Source organism: Rhodococcus sp. 14-2496-1d (assembly GCF_002259365.1).
GTDB lineage: Bacteria > Actinomycetota > Actinomycetes > Mycobacteriales > Mycobacteriaceae > Rhodococcoides.
Genome location: NZ_NPFV01000018.1, coordinates 225,309 through 240,508 on the forward strand (window position 1 = coordinate 225,309; position 15,200 = coordinate 240,508).

The 15,200-nt window shown below is 64.3% G+C and carries 17 protein-coding genes; 5 read left to right on the forward strand and 12 right to left on the reverse strand.

Annotated elements, in window-relative coordinates; translation table 11 throughout:
* Nucleotides 1–2 precede the first annotated feature (2 nt).
* Both CH296_RS14610 and CH296_RS14615 read right to left on the reverse strand, forming a co-directional pair.
* Nucleotides 3–1,388, reverse strand: a complete 1,386-nt coding sequence (locus CH296_RS14610) for an AarF/ABC1/UbiB kinase family protein (RefSeq protein ID WP_094685087.1) — start codon at nt 1,386–1,388, stop codon at nt 3–5.
* A 2-nt stretch (nt 1,389–1,390) separates the two neighbouring features.
* Complete coding sequence (locus CH296_RS14615) at nt 1,391–1,939, reverse strand: carboxymuconolactone decarboxylase family protein (protein WP_094629771.1); 549 nt, start codon at nt 1,937–1,939, stop codon at nt 1,391–1,393.
* Nucleotides 1,940–2,054: 115 nt separating this feature from the next.
* Here CH296_RS14615 and CH296_RS14620 point away from each other — a divergent pair, with 115 nt between their 5' ends.
* The gene (locus CH296_RS14620) at nt 2,055–2,954 is read left to right on the forward strand and encodes an iron-siderophore ABC transporter substrate-binding protein (protein WP_176459463.1); all 900 of its coding nucleotides are present in this window, start codon (nt 2,055–2,057) and stop codon (nt 2,952–2,954) included.
* Between the two features lie 6 nt (nt 2,955–2,960).
* Here CH296_RS14620 and CH296_RS14625 read toward each other — a convergent pair whose 3' ends face one another.
* The 6 genes from CH296_RS14625 to urtA all read right to left on the reverse strand — a co-directional run bounded on the left by CH296_RS14625 (nt 2,961) and on the right by urtA (nt 8,475).
* On the reverse strand, nt 2,961–3,629 hold the full coding sequence (locus CH296_RS14625) for a GntR family transcriptional regulator (RefSeq protein WP_045198829.1): 669 nt from the start codon (nt 3,627–3,629) through the stop codon (nt 2,961–2,963).
* 11 nt (nt 3,630–3,640) lie between these two features.
* Nucleotides 3,641–4,333 carry an urea ABC transporter ATP-binding subunit UrtE gene (urtE, locus tag CH296_RS14630; protein WP_032393821.1) on the reverse strand — a complete coding sequence of 231 codons (693 nt, stop codon included), beginning with the start codon at nt 4,331–4,333 and terminating at the stop codon, nt 3,641–3,643.
* Nucleotides 4,326–5,156, reverse strand: a complete 831-nt coding sequence (gene urtD / locus CH296_RS14635) for an urea ABC transporter ATP-binding protein UrtD (RefSeq protein ID WP_032393822.1) — start codon at nt 5,154–5,156, stop codon at nt 4,326–4,328. Before urtD ends, urtE begins: the two co-directional genes overlap by 8 nt.
* Nucleotides 5,153–6,244 carry an urea ABC transporter permease subunit UrtC gene (gene urtC / locus CH296_RS14640; protein WP_032393823.1) on the reverse strand — a complete coding sequence of 364 codons (1,092 nt, stop codon included), beginning with the start codon at nt 6,242–6,244 and terminating at the stop codon, nt 5,153–5,155. Before urtC ends, urtD begins: the two co-directional genes overlap by 4 nt.
* Nucleotides 6,241–7,125, reverse strand: a complete 885-nt coding sequence (gene urtB / locus CH296_RS14645; RefSeq protein ID WP_032393824.1) for an urea ABC transporter permease subunit UrtB — start codon at nt 7,123–7,125, stop codon at nt 6,241–6,243. Before urtB ends, urtC begins: the two co-directional genes overlap by 4 nt.
* A 72-nt stretch (nt 7,126–7,197) precedes the next feature.
* Nucleotides 7,198–8,475, reverse strand: coding sequence for an urea ABC transporter substrate-binding protein (gene urtA / locus CH296_RS14650; RefSeq protein WP_094646831.1), 1,278 nt, complete (start codon nt 8,473–8,475; stop codon nt 7,198–7,200).
* A 181-nt stretch (nt 8,476–8,656) separates the two neighbouring features.
* On the opposite strand from urtA, the gene CH296_RS14655 reads away from it, so the two are divergent.
* From CH296_RS14655 to CH296_RS14665, 3 genes are all read left to right on the forward strand, one after another.
* A complete protein-coding gene (locus tag CH296_RS14655; protein WP_032393826.1) occupies nt 8,657–8,869 on the forward strand; it encodes a helix-turn-helix transcriptional regulator in 213 nt (70 codons plus the stop codon).
* Nucleotides 8,866–9,393 (forward strand): hypothetical protein, encoded by a 528-nt coding sequence (locus tag CH296_RS14660; protein ID WP_094685088.1) that lies wholly within the window; start codon nt 8,866–8,868, stop codon nt 9,391–9,393. Before CH296_RS14655 ends, CH296_RS14660 begins: the two co-directional genes overlap by 4 nt.
* Nucleotides 9,394–9,714: 321 nt before the next feature.
* Nucleotides 9,715–10,041, forward strand: coding sequence for a hypothetical protein (locus CH296_RS14665; protein WP_045200962.1), 327 nt, complete (start codon nt 9,715–9,717; stop codon nt 10,039–10,041).
* 10 nt (nt 10,042–10,051) lie between these two features.
* On the opposite strand, the gene CH296_RS14670 is transcribed toward CH296_RS14665, so the two are convergent.
* Both CH296_RS14670 and CH296_RS14675 read right to left on the reverse strand, forming a co-directional pair.
* Nucleotides 10,052–11,098, reverse strand: coding sequence for an agmatine/peptidylarginine deiminase (locus CH296_RS14670; protein ID WP_256980458.1), 1,047 nt, complete (start codon nt 11,096–11,098; stop codon nt 10,052–10,054).
* Nucleotides 11,095–12,081, reverse strand: coding sequence for a nitrilase-related carbon-nitrogen hydrolase (locus CH296_RS14675; protein ID WP_094685089.1), 987 nt, complete (start codon nt 12,079–12,081; stop codon nt 11,095–11,097). Before CH296_RS14675 ends, CH296_RS14670 begins: the two co-directional genes overlap by 4 nt.
* An 81-nt stretch (nt 12,082–12,162) precedes the next feature.
* Between CH296_RS14675 and CH296_RS14680 the strand changes: the two genes are divergently transcribed.
* Nucleotides 12,163–12,780: a TetR/AcrR family transcriptional regulator gene (locus CH296_RS14680; protein WP_045200964.1), complete on the forward strand. Its 618-nt coding sequence runs from the start codon at nt 12,163–12,165 to the stop codon at nt 12,778–12,780.
* Nucleotides 12,781–12,832: 52 nt separating this feature from the next.
* On the opposite strand, the gene CH296_RS14685 is transcribed toward CH296_RS14680, so the two are convergent.
* Both CH296_RS14685 and CH296_RS14690 read right to left on the reverse strand, forming a co-directional pair.
* The gene (locus tag CH296_RS14685) at nt 12,833–14,350 is read right to left on the reverse strand and encodes an APC family permease (RefSeq protein ID WP_045198843.1); all 1,518 of its coding nucleotides are present in this window, start codon (nt 14,348–14,350) and stop codon (nt 12,833–12,835) included.
* The gene (locus tag CH296_RS14690; protein ID WP_032393831.1) at nt 14,343–15,197 is read right to left on the reverse strand and encodes a universal stress protein; all 855 of its coding nucleotides are present in this window, start codon (nt 15,195–15,197) and stop codon (nt 14,343–14,345) included. The genes CH296_RS14685 and CH296_RS14690 overlap by 8 nt, the downstream gene beginning before the upstream one ends.
* Between the last annotated feature and the right edge of the window lie 3 nt (nt 15,198–15,200).

Here is a 15,200-nt window from a genome sequence, read left to right on the forward strand (position 1 = left end):
CGTCAGCGGTTCTGCTCGCCCCGCCACCGCAACTCGGCAATACCGAGTTCGGTGACCGGGGCGTCGCCGTAGATCCATTCGCGAGCGATTCCGTGCCAGTTGGCCGTTGCCTCGAGCTGCCCCAGAACGCCGAATGTCATGAAATCGGCTCGACGGGAGAACAGGTGCTCGGCAGGAAGGTTCTGCCGCTTCATTCCGGTGAATTGTCCACCGCGTGGGTCGATCGCGAGCATCAGCCCACTCGACGCCAACGACGGTGTCACCGTCATGACCCGATCGACGAGATTCCATTCCGACGCCGCGAAGACGTACTCCAGACATTCGTCCGCGGTGACGCCGGCGGTGCCGTCGACGATACCCCGGGCGATCATCGCGGCGAGCAGGTCCTCGCCGCGTTCCTCCGACGCCATCCTCAGACAGTCGAGCTCGAACTCGACGTGCTCTCGTCGCATGCGGTTGAAGAGGCCGAAGTCGATGAACCCGACGCGACCGTCGTTGCCGAGCAACATGTTTCCCGGATGCGGGTCACCGCAGAATTCGTCGTACCGATACAGCGAACCGATGTAGAAGCGGTAGACGATCTCGCCGATGCGATCGCGTTCGGCGGCGGGTAGTGACCGAATTCGATCGAACGCGATGCCGTCGAAGAACTCGGTGACGAGAACTCGGCGGGTACACATGCCCTCGATCGCGTCGGGCACAGCGAGAAACGGGTGCTCGCGGAATCGATCGGCCAGGATCGATTGGGTGCGCGCCTCTTCCAGGTAGTCGAGTTCGCGTTCGAAATTCAGACGCAATTCCTCGACGAGCTCGGGTGCGGCCACCGCGGGAAGAGCGTTGCGCCAGAACTTCAGAAACAGTGCGAGGTTCTTCATGTCGGCGCGGACCGCGTCGTCGACTCCTGGGTACTGGACCTTGACGGCGACGACTCGGCCGTCGTGCAGGCGAGCGCGGTAGACCTGGCCGATCGAGGCGGCTGCTATCGGATCTCGGTCGAACTCGGCGAAGAGGTTGGCGACGGAGTCGCCCAGATCCGTTTCGACGACGGCGCGCATCGCGTCGAAGTCGACTTCCGGGGCTCGGTCGCGAAGTGCGGCGAGCTTGTCCTGGAACCGTTGTCGATGGTGCTCGGGGACCAGGGCGGGATCGAGTACCGAGAACATCTGGCCCAGCTTCATCGCTGCGCCCTTCATGCTGCCGAGCACGGTCACCAGCTGATCGGCTGCCTGCACCGAGGCTTTCTCCGAGATCCGATCGCGCACCGCCTCGGACCGTCCGACCATCGACATGCGGGCTCCCGCGGTGCGGACCGCCTGGCCGGCCGCTGCGCGTCCCAGCGCGGCACCCCGTGCGGTACGCGAGGTGGGGATCGGACGATCGGCGGACACGTCTAGCGTTCGGTGTAGTCGCGTTCGACGCGCAGGGTCGCGAGAGTGGTTGCCAGCCCGTCGTATTGGGTGACCAGCAGGACGAATTCGATGAGCCTGCGCTCGTCGAACTGGGTGGCGAGTTCGTTCCAGGTCGCGTCGGAGAGGATCTTCGTGGCGATGAGTTCGTCGACCGCGGTCAGGATGGTCCGATACCGCGTCGACAGGCCTGGTGCGTCGGGTCCGGTCTTGATCAGCTCGAGCAGATCGCGGTCGATACCGGCCCGCTTGCCGAGCCGGATGTGATGGTCCATCTCGTAGGCGGATTCTCGTAGGTGCGCCACGCGCAGGATCACCATCTCGGTTTCCTTGCGGGAGATCTTGCCGCCCGGCATCAGGTGCCCGCTGTAGAACAGCCAGGCTCGGAACAGTCCGCCGGTGCGCCCGAGGGTGGTGAACAGATGAGGATTGGGCACCCCCGCACCTTTGGCGATCACCTTGCAGATGACCCAGTTGACGGGCCCGAGGGTTCTGGCGGTACCGGACGGAATGCGTGGAGTGGTCACAGCCACACCGTACCCACTGGACGGCCGGGCGTCACCGGGTCGACAAAGGATAGGCTAGCCTCTTTGTGATTCCAGACAATGCAGCCACGGAGGACCCTTGACCAAGTCTCACAACCGCATCATGACCCTCGCTCTGGCCGTCGCCCTCGGCGTGGCTGCGACGGCGTGTTCGTCCACCGAGGCCACCTCCGACGCCGACGGCGGCGCGACGCGCTCGGTCGAGACCGTCCGGGGAACGGTCGAGGTTCCCGAGAACCCGCTGCGCATCGTCACGCTCGAGCCGGTCGAACTCGACACCACCGTCGCCCTCGGCGTCGTACCCGTCGGGACCGCGGTGCTCAGCGAGGCGAGCGGCGTGCCGTCGTACCTCGGTACCGAAGCCGCGAACATCGCCACCGTCGGCACCGTTGCCGAACCGACCATCGAGGACATCGCGGCTCTGCAACCGGATCTCATCCTGGGCACGGAGACTCGGCACGCCGAGTACCACGACCAACTCGCCGCCATCGCGCCGACGGTGTTCATGGCCTCCCAATCCGATCCGTGGCGCGACAACGTCCGGTTCGTCGGACGCACTCTCGGCAAGGAGGACACTGCGGAGCAACTGCTCACCGCGTACGACGATCGGTGTGCCGAGATCGCCGAGAAACACGACACCGCTGGGAAAACGGCACAGTTGATCCGCCCCCGCGCGGGCGAACTGACCCTCTACGGGCCGACGTCGTTCGCCGGGAGCACGCTCGAGTGCGCAGGCTTCACCACCCCGCCGAGGCCGGAATGGGCCGACGAGATCTCGGTCGACCTCTCGCCCGAGCTGGCAGCTCAGGCGGCCGCGGATCTGATCGTCGTCACCGCCTCGGACCCGTCGGACCCCGCAGCGATACCGGAGTCGATCACCGCCAACGCGGCCGTACTGCCGAATCCACACGCGGTGGACCTGTCGTACTGGATCACCGGCGTCGGACCCAAGGGCGGACAGACCGTGCTCGACGACATCGATCGGATTCTCTCGGAGAATTGATCCGAGTCACATCCGGACCGCGCCCGCCAGCGCCGCAGCTTGCTCGGCCCGCTCGACCACCAGGTCGCGTGAGGAATCGATATGTGCCAGTAGCAGTTCCAGTGCCGAGTCCAAGGTCCCGGCGAGGACACGTTCGACGATGTCGATGTGTTGATCGATCGCCGAGACGACGGCTGCGGCGGTGAGTCCGCCGAGTATCCGAACCGGACGCACCTTGGCATTCACGGTGCACAGTGCCTCGGTCAGAGCAGGGTTGCCCGAGGCAGCCAACAAGGTGACGTGGAAGTTCTCGTCGAGCGAGACCAGATCGTCGGTGGTGTCGGGTGGGTCGGCCCGCAAACCGATCCAGGTGTCCAACAGGTGCGACAACGACGACCGATCGACCGGGTGCGACATCGATCGGATGATGCCCCGGGCTTCGAGAGTCGACCGGAGCTCGTAGAGATCGGGGAGATCGCCGATCCGGGGGCGATAGGCGTGCAGGCCGGCCTCGTCGCGGGTGACGAGGCCGTCGGCCTGCAGCCGCGCCAGCGCCTCGCGCACCGGTGTGCGTGAGACACCGTACAGCTCGGCGAGACGCTCCTCGCCGAGCCGTTCGGTGGAGCTGATGGCACCGGAGATCAGATCCCGGCGCAGTGACGAATAGACCTTCTCGCGAAGGTCCTTGCGCGGCACGATGGGTCCGGTCAGATCGCCATGGCTGCGCGGACGTCCGCCTCGGACTCGCTCCCGCCCACGCCGGTGGACGTGATGCGGCCGGCCTCGAGGATGTAGTAGTTCTGCGCCGACTCGAGGGCGAAGCCGATGTGCTGCTCCACCAACAACACTCCCAATCCTCCGCGTCGAGTGAGTTCGATGACGGTTCGTTCGATCTCGGCGACGACCGACGGCTGAATGCCCTCGGTCGGCTCGTCCAGAATCAACATCCGCGGTTCGGTGATCAGTGCTCGTGCGATCGCGAGCTGTTGGCGCTGACCACCCGATAGCAATCCCGCTCTGCGACCGAGCAACTCCTTCAACGCCGGAAACAGATCGAGTGCCTCGTCGACGAGTGCCTTGCCACGCTTGCGACCGTCGGCGACGACCTGCAGATTCTCGGCCGTCGTCAACTGGCCGAACGACTGCTGACCCTGCGGCACATACGCGAGTCCGCGGGCGACACGGGCGCTGGGACGCAACGCGCTCACGTCCTCGCCGTCGAACATGACCTTGCCGGAGTTGACCTTGAGCAACCCCACCGCAGCCCGCAGCAGAGTGGTCTTGCCTGCGCCGTTGTGTCCCATGACCGCGGCGACACCGTCGGCCGGAACCGTCAGCGACGCACCGTGAATCACTTCGCTGCGTCCGTAGCCGGTACGCACATCGACCAGTTCAAGCATGGTCGGCTCCTTCCTCTGCGATCTGGTCGAGTTCCTCGCCCGCCGCTGCGGTGCCGAGATAGACCTCTTGGACTTTCGGATCTGCCTGTACCTCGGCCACCGTGCCCTCGGCCAGAACACGTCCGGCAGCCAACACCGTCACCGAGGTGGCGAACATACGCATGAAGTCCATGTCGTGCTCGACGACGACGACGGTCCGCTCACCACCGATGCGCTGCAGCAGTTGGCCGGTTTCCTCGCGCTCCTCGTGACTCATGCCTGCGACCGGCTCGTCGAGCAGGAGCACGTCGGCGTTCTGCACCAACAGCATTCCGATCTCGAGCCACTGCTTCTGCCCGTGCGCGAGAATTCCCGCGGGCTTGTCGCGCTCGGCCGTCAGGCCGGTGGTCTCGAGGGCTTCCTCGATCTGGGGAAGTACCGATCCTCGACGACGCAGCATCGTCAGCACGGACCGACCGGAACCGGCGGCGATATCCAGGTTCTGCAATACCGTCAGATTCTCGAAGATGCTGGCGGTCTGGAAGGTTCGGCCGATGCCGAGGCGGGCGATCTGATGCACCTTCTTGCCGAGCAGTTCGACCCCGGACTTGGTGACCGAGCCGGTGGCCGGGACGAGGCCGGTGATGGCATCGATCAGCGTGGTCTTGCCTGCACCGTTGGGCCCGATGAGGAAGCGCAGATCGCCCTGCATCAGCGTCAGGTCGACGTTGGTGTTGGCTTTGAAACCGTCGAAACTGACTGTCAGATCTCGTACTTCGAGATACTGACTCGACATGCCGGCGTTGCCGCCGAACGTGGGTTGCGGACCTTCGACATGAATCATCGCGTCAGTTCCTTCTCTGGCTCTTCGCTCGGTTCGGGAACCGGTTCGGATTCCTGCTTTCGTTTGCGCAGCGCGAACAGTCCCGCGATACCGGCGGGGAAGAACCCGACAACCACCACGAACAGCAGACCCTGCGCGTACGTCCAGCCCGACGGGAACTGCTCGGACAGTGTGGTCTGAGCCCAGGCGACGCCGAGCGCGCCGAGGACCGGGCCGAGCAGGGTGGTGCGACCGCCGATCGCCACACCGATGAGGAACGCGATGGACGGGACGATGCCGACGTCGTTGGGGGAGATGATGCCGACGATCGGAACGAACAGTGCGCCTGCGAGACCCGCGAAGAACGCCGCGGCCACGTAGGCCACGATCTTGACGTTGGCGGGGTCGTATCCGAGGAACCGCACGCGCTCCTCCTGATCCCGCACCGCGACCAGCAGTTCGCCGTAGCGCGAGTACATGAGCTGGCGGGTGATGGCGACGACCACGAGCAGTACGCCTGCGGCGATGAAGAACAGCATCTGCTTGTTCGCGGGGTCGTTGAGATTGAACCCGAAGAACGTGCGGAACCTGTTGAGGCCGTTGGAGCCGCCCGTGGTCTGCTGACCGATGAGCAGAATCGCGAACGCGGCGGCGAGTGCCTGGCTGAGGATCGCAAAGTACGCGCCCTTGACCCGACGCTTGAACACGCCGAGACCGAGTACCAGTGCCACCAGGGCCGGCAGGAACAGGATGCCCAGGATCGTGGTGATCGGTGAGGTGAACGGCACCCAGTACGACGGCAGTTCACGGATGCCTGCGATCGACATGAAGTCCGGTACGTCGTCGCCGCGGAGATCGGCGTCCGAGATCTTCAGATGCATGGCCATGATGTAGGCCCCGATGCCGAAGAAGACGCCCTGACCGAGAGTGAGCATTCCGCCTCGGCCCCAGGCCAATCCGATACCGACGGCCACGATCGCGTAACAGATGAACTTGCCCAGCAGGTTCAGCCGGAAGTCGCTGAGAACGGCCGGAGCGACGGCGAACAGCAGGATCGCGGCGAGCGCGAATCCCAGTAGGGCACCGCGCTTGGCGATGAACTCGCTCATACCAGGCTCCTTGTCTTGACGGCGAACAAGCCTTGCGGGCGGGCCTGCAGGAAGATCACGATGAGCACGAACACGATGACCTTGGCGATCGAGGCCGTGGTGCTGTACTCGATGAACGAGTTGAGAATCCCGAGGGCGAAGGCCGCGATGACCGCACCCTTGATCTGGCCGAGTCCGCCGACCACTACCACCAGGAAGGCGTCGATCAGATAGCTCTGTCCCACAGTGGAACTGGTGGAACCGATCAGGGTGAGCGCGACGCCCGCGACACCGGCGAGACCGGAACCGAGGAAGAACGTCGAGATATCCGTCCTACGGCTCGAGATACCCGAGGTCTCCGCGAGATCACGGTTCTGCACCACCGCACGGATGCGTCGACCCATTGCGGTCTTCTTCAGTGCCACCGACAGTGCGAGAACGGCGACGATCGCGAGCACGAGGATGAAGATTCTGGTCTTGGGAACCACGGCACCGAAAATGTCGACGCCGCCGCTGAGCCATCCCGGGGAGACGACGTTGACCGCGGGTGCTCCGAAGATGTCGCGAGCGAGCTGCTGCAGGATGAGCCCGACGCCGAACGTGACGAGCAGGGTGTCGAGTGGTCGGTGGTACATGCGCTGAATCAGCGTGACCTCCAACAAGACTCCCATTGCACCGCCGACGAGGAAGCCGACGATCAGAGAGATGAACAGTGATGCACCGCCGGTGGAGACGATCTGCTGCACCACGTAGGCCGTGTACGAACCGGCCATGATGAACTCGCCGTGCGCCATGTTGATGACGCCCATCTGACCGAATGTCAGTGACAGCCCGAGGGCGGCGAGGAGAAGAATGGATCCGATCGACAGGCCGGTGAACAACTGTCCGATCACGACGTCCATAGGGGAGCTCCTTCGGAGCATGTGAGTGGAACTTCGTAGCAGGCTACGAAGTTCCACTCACATGGGTGGTGGTCAGTTGAGGTCGGCGGCCCAGTCGTAGGTCTCCAGGAACGGGTCGGGTGCGATCGCTTCGGGGGATTCCCACACCGTGTAGATCAGTCCGTCGGGGCGGATCTCACCGATGCGAGCGGTCTTGGAGATGTGGTGGTTGTCCCCGTCGATGACGACCTCGCCCTCGGGAGCGGCGAAGCTGACGCCGTCGGCCGCAGCCTGAATGTCGGCCACGGCAAAGGAATCGGCCTTCTCGACGGTGTTCTTCCACAGGTAGACCGAGGTGTACGCGGCTTCCATGGGGTCCGAGGTCGGCTTGTCGGCACCGTACTTCGCCTTGTAGTCGGCGACGAACTTGGTGTTCTCGGGGCTGTCGACGGTCTGGTAGTAGTTCCAGGCGGTCAGCTGACCCTCGATGTTGGCCGCACCGATACCGGCGACTTCCTCTTCGGCGATGGAGACCGAGATGACCGGCATGTCAGCAGCTTTGAGGCCGGCGTTGGTGTACTCGCGGAAGAACGCGACGTTCGAATCGCCGTTGAGGGTGTTGAACACCGCATCGGCGTCGGCGGAGCGCACCTTGTTGACGATGGTGGAGAAATCCGTCGAACCGAGGGGGGTGTAGTCCTCACCCTTGATCTCGATACCGTTCGCGGCAGCGTATGCCTTGATCTCGCGGTTGGCGGTCTGCGGGAAGACGTAGTCGCTGCCCACCAGGTAGAGGGACTTGACGCCCTTCTCCTTCAGGTAGTCCAGCGCCGGAATGATCTGCTGGTTGGTGGTGGCACCGGTGTAGAAGATGTTCTTCGACGCCTCGAGTCCCTCGTACTGCACCGGGTAGTAGAGGAGAGCGTCGTTGTCCTCGAACACGGGCAGCATGGCCTTACGGCTCGACGAGGTCCAGCCGCCGAATACCGCTGCGACACAGTCGCTGCTGATCAGCTTCTCGGCCTTCTCGGCGAACACCGTCGGCTCGGATGCGCCGTCCTCGGCGACGATCTCGATCTGCTTGCCGTTGACTCCGCCCGCCGCGTTGATCTGTTCGACGGCCAGTGCGATCGAATCGCGAACAGTCACTTCGCTGATCGCCATGGTGCCGGACAGGGAGTTGAGCGAGCCGACCTTGATGGTGTCACCGGAGGTGTCGACACACGAGGTGGCAGAACCGCCGCCGCCGTCGGCAGAGGTGGTGTCGCTGGCCTTGCTTCCGCATGCGGTGGCGACCAGGCTCAATGCAGCCAGCGCTGCGGGAACGACCATGACGCGCTTGACGGACATGCGCTTCGAGACAGCAGGCATCTACGGCCCTTTCGGAAGTTTTGTATACGGAGTTGTATTCGCGATTGCGAACAGTAAAGGCCGCGTATTGCGTTGGTATTTTCTGCGGTGACGAGTCTGTTTCCCGCGTTACGCAGACGTAAATGCCTTCAAATGACAAGCAGGCTTGACAAAAAATGACAAGCAGAGTTGACTTTCACGTATGTCCGGAACGAACAACGTTCGCGCACATCGCAAACAGGCACGCATCACCCAAGCCGAACTCGGCAGCATCTGCGGCGTGAGCCGTCAGAGCATCGTCTCCGTCGAAGGCGGCGACTATGCGCCGAGCGTCTACCTGGCGCTGCGATTGGCCCGCGCACTCGATACGACAGTGGAGACACTGTTCGGAGACGAAGGAGAGGAAGAATCATGAGCGCATTCGTCAGAGCCGCTCGATTCGTCGGCGACCTCGACGACGAGTTCTACACCGACGAACTCCAACGCGACGCCTGGAACGAAGCCTCGGCCGTCGGATTCCAATCGCTGCTGTGGATCGGACTTATCGCCGCGGCGATCCTGCCCTACGCGGCGGGAGTCACCGGGGCGTGGATTGCGATCGGGATCATCGTCGCGCTCGTCACTGTCGCCTTCGTGGTCATCGGGTATGCCCGGGCTCGGGGGGTCGACATGTACACGGTGCAGGAGCTTCGGCGGCCGCGGATGGCGATCGTCGGCGTTCTGTATCTCGTGGGCTTCGGTGGTGTGCTGGTGCGATTGCTCGTTCAGGGCGGTGACGTCGGTGTGTCGACCTGGATCGGCGTGGCCGTCGGAGCAGCTCTGGGAGCAACGGCCGCTGCGCTCGGTGTCAAAGGGCACCAGCGTCGGAAGCACAACGCCGAGCTCGCCGCCGAGGAGGCCGAACTGCTCGGCTTCGAGGAAACGGACAGACCTCACTAGCCGGACGGCGCGTACGCGGATTACAGGGTGCAAAGATACGTAAAGATATCGGTTCGATCAGTCCGCTCGCAGATCCGCGGTCCGGGGGGTATGTTCTGACCGGTGACATCGAGATTCCCTGGATGTGCGCGGCTGTGGGTGGGCTGGTCGGAGGCGGGTTCGTAACGCGGACGGTTCGGCCCTCGATGTAAAGAGAGGCTCGGGGCGAGGCCGATGACGGCGTGTGAAACCAATCCGTCTTCAACCGCGCCACGAACTACCGTTGAGACCACGTCGGGCGTTCACCTCAGGGTGGAGTACACAAACAGGGAAGTCGAGGCCGTGCGCAGAGACAAGAGTTACCTCAGACTCGTCGGATCGAGCACGCCGGAGCCCACCATCGAGGTTGTCGGCGGACCGAAGGCCATCACCGTTCACGTCGAGAACGTTCTGCCGGGTCAGATGTGCGAAGTTCTTCACAACGGGATGCTGTCGCTGAGTCAGCGCGTGATCGTGGGCGAGAACGCCACCGGCATCACCATCACCACGTTCAACCTCAAGCAGGGTGAATACAACGTCTCCCTGCGTCTCGACGGACGCCTGGATTGCGTGACCGAAGCGCACACCGTCACCGTCGGCGAGCAGCTCGAGGTTCGTCGCAGCTCGTAGGACCCGACTGTCAGCCGAGATTCCTCGCCGAAGGCTGGTGCTGGGTGATGCAGTGGATCCCACCGCCTCGCTCGAACAGTGGCCTCGCGTCCACGGTCACCACGTCCCGGCCCGGGTACGCCTCGCGCAGGATCGCTGCCGCGTCGGCGTCGGACGGGTCGTCGTAACTGCAGGCGATCACGCCGCCGTTGACCACCAGATGATTGATGTAGCTGTAGTCGACGAAGCCGTCGGCATCTCGCAGCGTCCGCGGAGCAGGCACCTCCACGATGTTCCAATCCTCACCCGAGCCGTCGTGGGTGGCACGCAAGGCGTCGACGATCAGTGAACTGACCTCGTAGTCGGGGTGAGCCCTGTCGTGTTGCCGATGCACCAGCACCGTTCCCGGCGACGGGACGGCCGCGACGATGTCGACATGCCCGCGAGTACCGAAACGCATGGAATCGCGCGTCAGTCCGCGCGGCAGCCAGATGACGTGCCGCGCTCCGATGGTTCGCGCGAGTTCCGCTTCGACGTCGGCTTTCGACAGTCCGGGGTTGCGGCCCGGATCGAGTTGCACGGTTTCGGTCACCAGCACCGTGCCCGCGCCGTCGACCGCGATGCCGCCGCCCTCGTTGACCATCGGCGACGTGATTCGCTGTACTGCAGCCTGATTCGCCACGAACTCGCCGATACGGCTGTCCTTGTCCCACTGCGCCCAGTCCTGTGCACCCCAGCCGTTGAAGACCCAGTCGACGGCGGCCACCGAACCGTCCTGTGCATGAACGAATGTCGGACCGATATCGCGCATCCAGGCGTCGTTCAACGGTGCTTCGACGATGTCGATGTCACGCGAGAGGTACGTCGATGCGACGGCGCGTTCGGCCGGATCGACGACGACGGTCACCGGCTCGAATTCGGCAACAGCGTGGGCGACGGCAGCCCATGTGGAGCGGGCCTCGTGCTTGGCCTCCGGATCGTTGCCGAGTGAGTATCCCTCGCAGGGGAACGCCATCCACACCTTGTCCTGCGGCGCGGTCTCCGGCGGCATCGTGAACGTCGTTGCGGCGGTGTTCATTTGATCACCGGTGTCGCGGCGTGTCCGTCACCGCACGGTGCGTCGGCGTTCACCGGCTCGGTGAGGCGGCCGTACGTGTCGGGTCTGCGTGTCAGGAGGAAGGGGAACAGCTCCAACCATTCTCGACGCTGATCGAGGTCGAGATCCGCGACGAGGACGGCCGATTCGTCGCGGGGTGCCTGAACCAGGATGCGGCCGTAGGGATCGGAGATGAACGACGAACCGTAGAAGGTGATCTCGCCTTCGTCGCCGCAGCGGTTGGGTACCACCATGAACAGGCCGTTCGAGATGCCGTGGCCGACGATGACGTGTTGCCACAGCGGTTGGGTGTCGAAGGCCGGGAACGAGGGCTCGGACCCGATGGCCGTCGGATACGCGAGAATCTCCGCGCCGCCGAGTGCGTAACTGCGCGCGACCTCGGGGAACCACTCGTCCCAGCAGGTGGGCAGGCCCACTCTGGCACCGCCGAGTTCCGCCGGGGAGTACACGGGATACGGGTCCTCGGCCGGGCCGGCCCGGAAGTAGGTGTCCTCGTAGTACCCGGCCGAGATGGGGATGTGCAGCTTTCTGGTTCGCGCCAGCAGTTCGCCCGTCGGGGAGACCATGATGGCGGAATTGAAGCCCAATCCGTCCGCTGCTTCGGACTTCTCGTACAGCGAAGCATGGACCACGATGCCGTTCGCGGCTGCGGCCTCGGCAGCGAGTGTGAACGTGGGCCCGGTCAGCAGATCCTCGGCTTCTTTGCCCGGGTCGGCTCCGGCGCGGGTGTCGGCAGGGTAGCGCAGCAGGGTGATCTCGGGCAGGAAGACGACCTTCGCCCCGAGGTTCGCGGCGGCGGAGATGGCCTCGAGCAATTCGGCTTTCAACGCCGCGGCATCGGGGTTCCAGCGATGCTGAACCAACCCGACACGGAGCGGTGCCCGATCGGTCGGGGTGGTGCGGGTCAGGGCCTCGGGCGCGGTGAGTGCGGTGATCGTCAGCATGGGACCTCCGATAAAACGAATGTGATTCGTTAAGTATTGTCGACTGCGATCGGAACCGCAAGAGGAAGAAGGGTGCGCACCGTGGGGAGACCGTCCGTGTCACTGTTGGACACCGAACGAATCACCACTGCAGCCCTCGCGCTGGTGGCCGATACCGGTGGCTTCACCATCCCGCTCCTCGCCAAGAAACTCGGCGTCAGCCCGTCGTCGCTGTACAACCATGTGTCGGGGCGCGAAGAGATAGTCGAGTTGTTGCGCGAACGCGCGATGTCCGAGGTCGCGCTACCCGGACACGGGCTCGATTGGCGTGAGACCGTCGCGCAGATCGCCCGCGCGTACCGCGACAGCTACGCCCGCTATCCACGTCTGATCCCGTTGCTCACCGAGCATGCCGTCAACAGTGCTCACGCCTTCGGCATGTACAACGCGCTGGCAGATGCCCTCACAGCGGCGGAATTCGGACCCGCCGACGTGCTGAACATCATCACTGTTCTCGACAGCTTCGTCCTCGGCTCAGCACTCGACCTGGCGGCACCGGAGGCCCCGTGGCGACCGAGTGTCGAAGTCGGTCACGCACTGCGCGCAGCCCTCGACACCGCGTCCTCCAAGTCCTCCCGCTCCGACGAGGCCTTCGAGTACGGACTCCGCGCGCTGTTGGCCGGATTCGATCCGGCGCCCGCGAACATGCTCGACGGCTGATCGCCGGAAGCGACATCGTGGCCCCGGGCGCCGACGAAGTCCGGGTGGGTCGTCAGTCCTCGACGATCAGTGACGGAGTGTCGCGGCGGAGAATGTTGCCCTTGAAGAACTCCGGCTTGCGCAGTGCCACCACTGCCATGACGACGATGCCGAGAACGATGATGCCCACGCCGATGAGGAACACCATCCCGATGCCGAAAAGCGATGAGCCGCTGCCGAATTCGGGGTCCCAGGCGTCGACCGAGGTCTGCACGAACACCACGGCCATCCCGACGCCACCGAGTAGCGGGGCCAGGAACTTGAAGAAGAAGTTGCGGGTGCTGGTGAACAGCTCCTCGCGGAAGTACCAGACACAGGCGAATGCCGTGATGCCGTAGTAGAAGCAGATCATCAGTCCCAGAGCGGCAATGGTGTCGGTGAGAACGTTGTCGCTCACCACCCGCATCACGGCGTAGAAGCCGGCGGACGCCCCGCCTGCCACGAGCGTCGCGAAGCCCGGAGTGCTGAATCTCGGTGTGATGGAGGCGAACCGCTTCGGTAGGGCCTGGTAGTGACCCATCGCGAGCAGAGTACGCGCCGGTGAGATGAACGTGGCCTGCAGCGAACTGGCGGAGCTGCTCAACACGGCCAGGGACAGCAGGATCGCGAAGGGGCCCATCACCGGCCCGGCGAGGGCGGCGAACACGTTGTCGGTGGTGTCGGGATTCTGCAGTCCGTTTCCGGTGTCACCGGTGCCGGCGAAGAGCAGAGTTGCCACTGCGGTGAGCAAGTACAGCACGATGATGAAGAACACCGTGACCAGCGCTGCACGCCCGGGAATCTTTGCGCTGCCCGAGGTCTCCTCGTTGACCGTCAGGCAGACGTCCCAACCCCAGTACATGAATATCGACAGCGACAGTCCGGCAGTGAAGGCGGAGAAGCTCGGGATCCCGAACGGGTCGAACCAGTCCAGGCTGAACGAGATGTCCTCGGCCCCATCGCCGGAACCGACCTTGACGAACGCGGCAACGATGAACCACGCCATCACCAGCAGCTGGAAGCCGAGCATCGTGTACTGCACGCGCTTGGTCTCCTGCATGCCGCGATAGCAGAGCCACGCCGCCAACGCCATGAACACCAGGCACGTGACGATGTTGACGAGCTTGTTGCCGGTCAGGTCGGCCAAGGAGTCGTTGCTGGTGACCTGGGCGAGAAAGAGATAGAAGAAGTCGACGGCCACTCCGGCCAGGTTCGAGAGCACGATGATGGTGGCCGCGATCAGGCCCCAGCCACCCATCCATCCGACGTACGGGCCGAAGGCCTTCGACGCCCACGTGAACGACGTGCCGCTGTCGGGCTCCGCCGCGTTGAGCTCTCGGTAGCCCAAGGCCACCAACAACATCGGGATGAAGCCGACGATGAAGATCGCGGGCAGATGTACTCCGACTTCGGTGACCGTCGGCCCGAGCGACGCAGTGAGTGCGTACGCGGGTGCGATGGTCGAGATGCCCAGCACCACACTGGCGAGCAACCCGAGCTGGCCGGCGGACAGGCCCTTGGACTCGACGTCGACTACCTTGTGCTCATTCATCGTCGGCCTCTCTCGGAACAACGATCATCGGAACGGGAACGACCCGAAGCATCTTGGCGGCAACCGATCCCAGGAAGAGGCGGTGAGGCTGGGCGAGTCGAGACGACCCCACCATCAACACGTCGCCGTCGTGCCAGTCGAGCGAAGAAGCGGCCTTCTCGATGCCGGAGCCCTCCGCCACCGTCAACTGCACGTCCGATCCGGCGGGCAGTTCCGCTTGCACGGTCCGCAGCACCTCCTCGGCCTTGGCGAGACCGTCCGGACCCCGTGCCGATTGCTCTTCTGCGGACACGAGGGAGAGCAGCCGCAGCGGCAACTCGGCGGTGACGGACAGGTCGGTGGCTGCCCGCACGAGTTCGGCTGCCCCCGGCCGATTTCCGATTGCACAGGTGATCTCCCGGATGCGCTGCGGCGGCGAGTGCCGATACCCCCGCGGAGCCAGCGCGAGCGGCACATGCGACACATGCAGAAGATCGCTGGTGACGGTGCCGATCGAATGGCGTCCGAGCAGACCGTCACCGGCCGCACCGACGACGATCATGTAGGCGTCACACTCGTCCACACAGTCGAGCAGGCCCTGTGCGAAGGACTCGTCGAACAACAGGTGCGCGCGTGCCTGTACGTCCTCGGGTACCAGGGTCAGTGCCTCGTCGAGCCAGCCGGTGGCCCGATCGATCAGGATGTCGTCGTATCCGGCCTCGACCGGTGCCTTGGACGGCACCGGCCGCTCCTGGGGCAAGACCAGGCAGATGTCCAGCGATGCCTGCAGCGAACGCGCGAGCGTTGCCCCCAGAGCGATTCCGTCTGCTCCACTCGGTGTTGCCTGGTACCCCACGATCAGACGCATGGG

Coding starts and splice junctions, on each gene's coding strand:
- CH296_RS14620 (WP_176459463.1), top strand. CDS start 2,055: ATGACCCTCGCTCTGGCCGTCGCCCTCGGCGTGGCTGCGACGGCGTGT.
- urtE (WP_032393821.1), bottom strand. CDS start 4,333: ATGCTTGAACTGGTCGATGTGCGTACCGGCTACGGACGCAGCGAAGTG.
- urtD (WP_032393822.1), bottom strand. CDS start 5,156: ATGATTCATGTCGAAGGTCCGCAACCCACGTTCGGCGGCAACGCCGGC.
- urtC (WP_032393823.1), bottom strand. CDS start 6,244: ATGAGCGAGTTCATCGCCAAGCGCGGTGCCCTACTGGGATTCGCGCTC.
- urtB (WP_032393824.1), bottom strand. CDS start 7,125: ATGGACGTCGTGATCGGACAGTTGTTCACCGGCCTGTCGATCGGATCC.
- urtA (WP_094646831.1), bottom strand. CDS start 8,475: ATGCCTGCTGTCTCGAAGCGCATGTCCGTCAAGCGCGTCATGGTCGTT.
- CH296_RS14655 (WP_032393826.1), top strand. CDS start 8,657: ATGTCCGGAACGAACAACGTTCGCGCACATCGCAAACAGGCACGCATC.
- CH296_RS14660 (WP_094685088.1), top strand. CDS start 8,866: ATGAGCGCATTCGTCAGAGCCGCTCGATTCGTCGGCGACCTCGACGAC.
- CH296_RS14670 (WP_256980458.1), bottom strand. CDS start 11,098: ATGAACACCGCCGCAACGACGTTCACGATGCCGCCGGAGACCGCGCCG.
- CH296_RS14675 (WP_094685089.1), bottom strand. CDS start 12,081: ATGCTGACGATCACCGCACTCACCGCGCCCGAGGCCCTGACCCGCACC.
- CH296_RS14685 (WP_045198843.1), bottom strand. CDS start 14,350: ATGAATGAGCACAAGGTAGTCGACGTCGAGTCCAAGGGCCTGTCCGCC.
- CH296_RS14690 (WP_032393831.1), bottom strand. CDS start 15,197: ATGCGTCTGATCGTGGGGTACCAGGCAACACCGAGTGGAGCAGACGGA.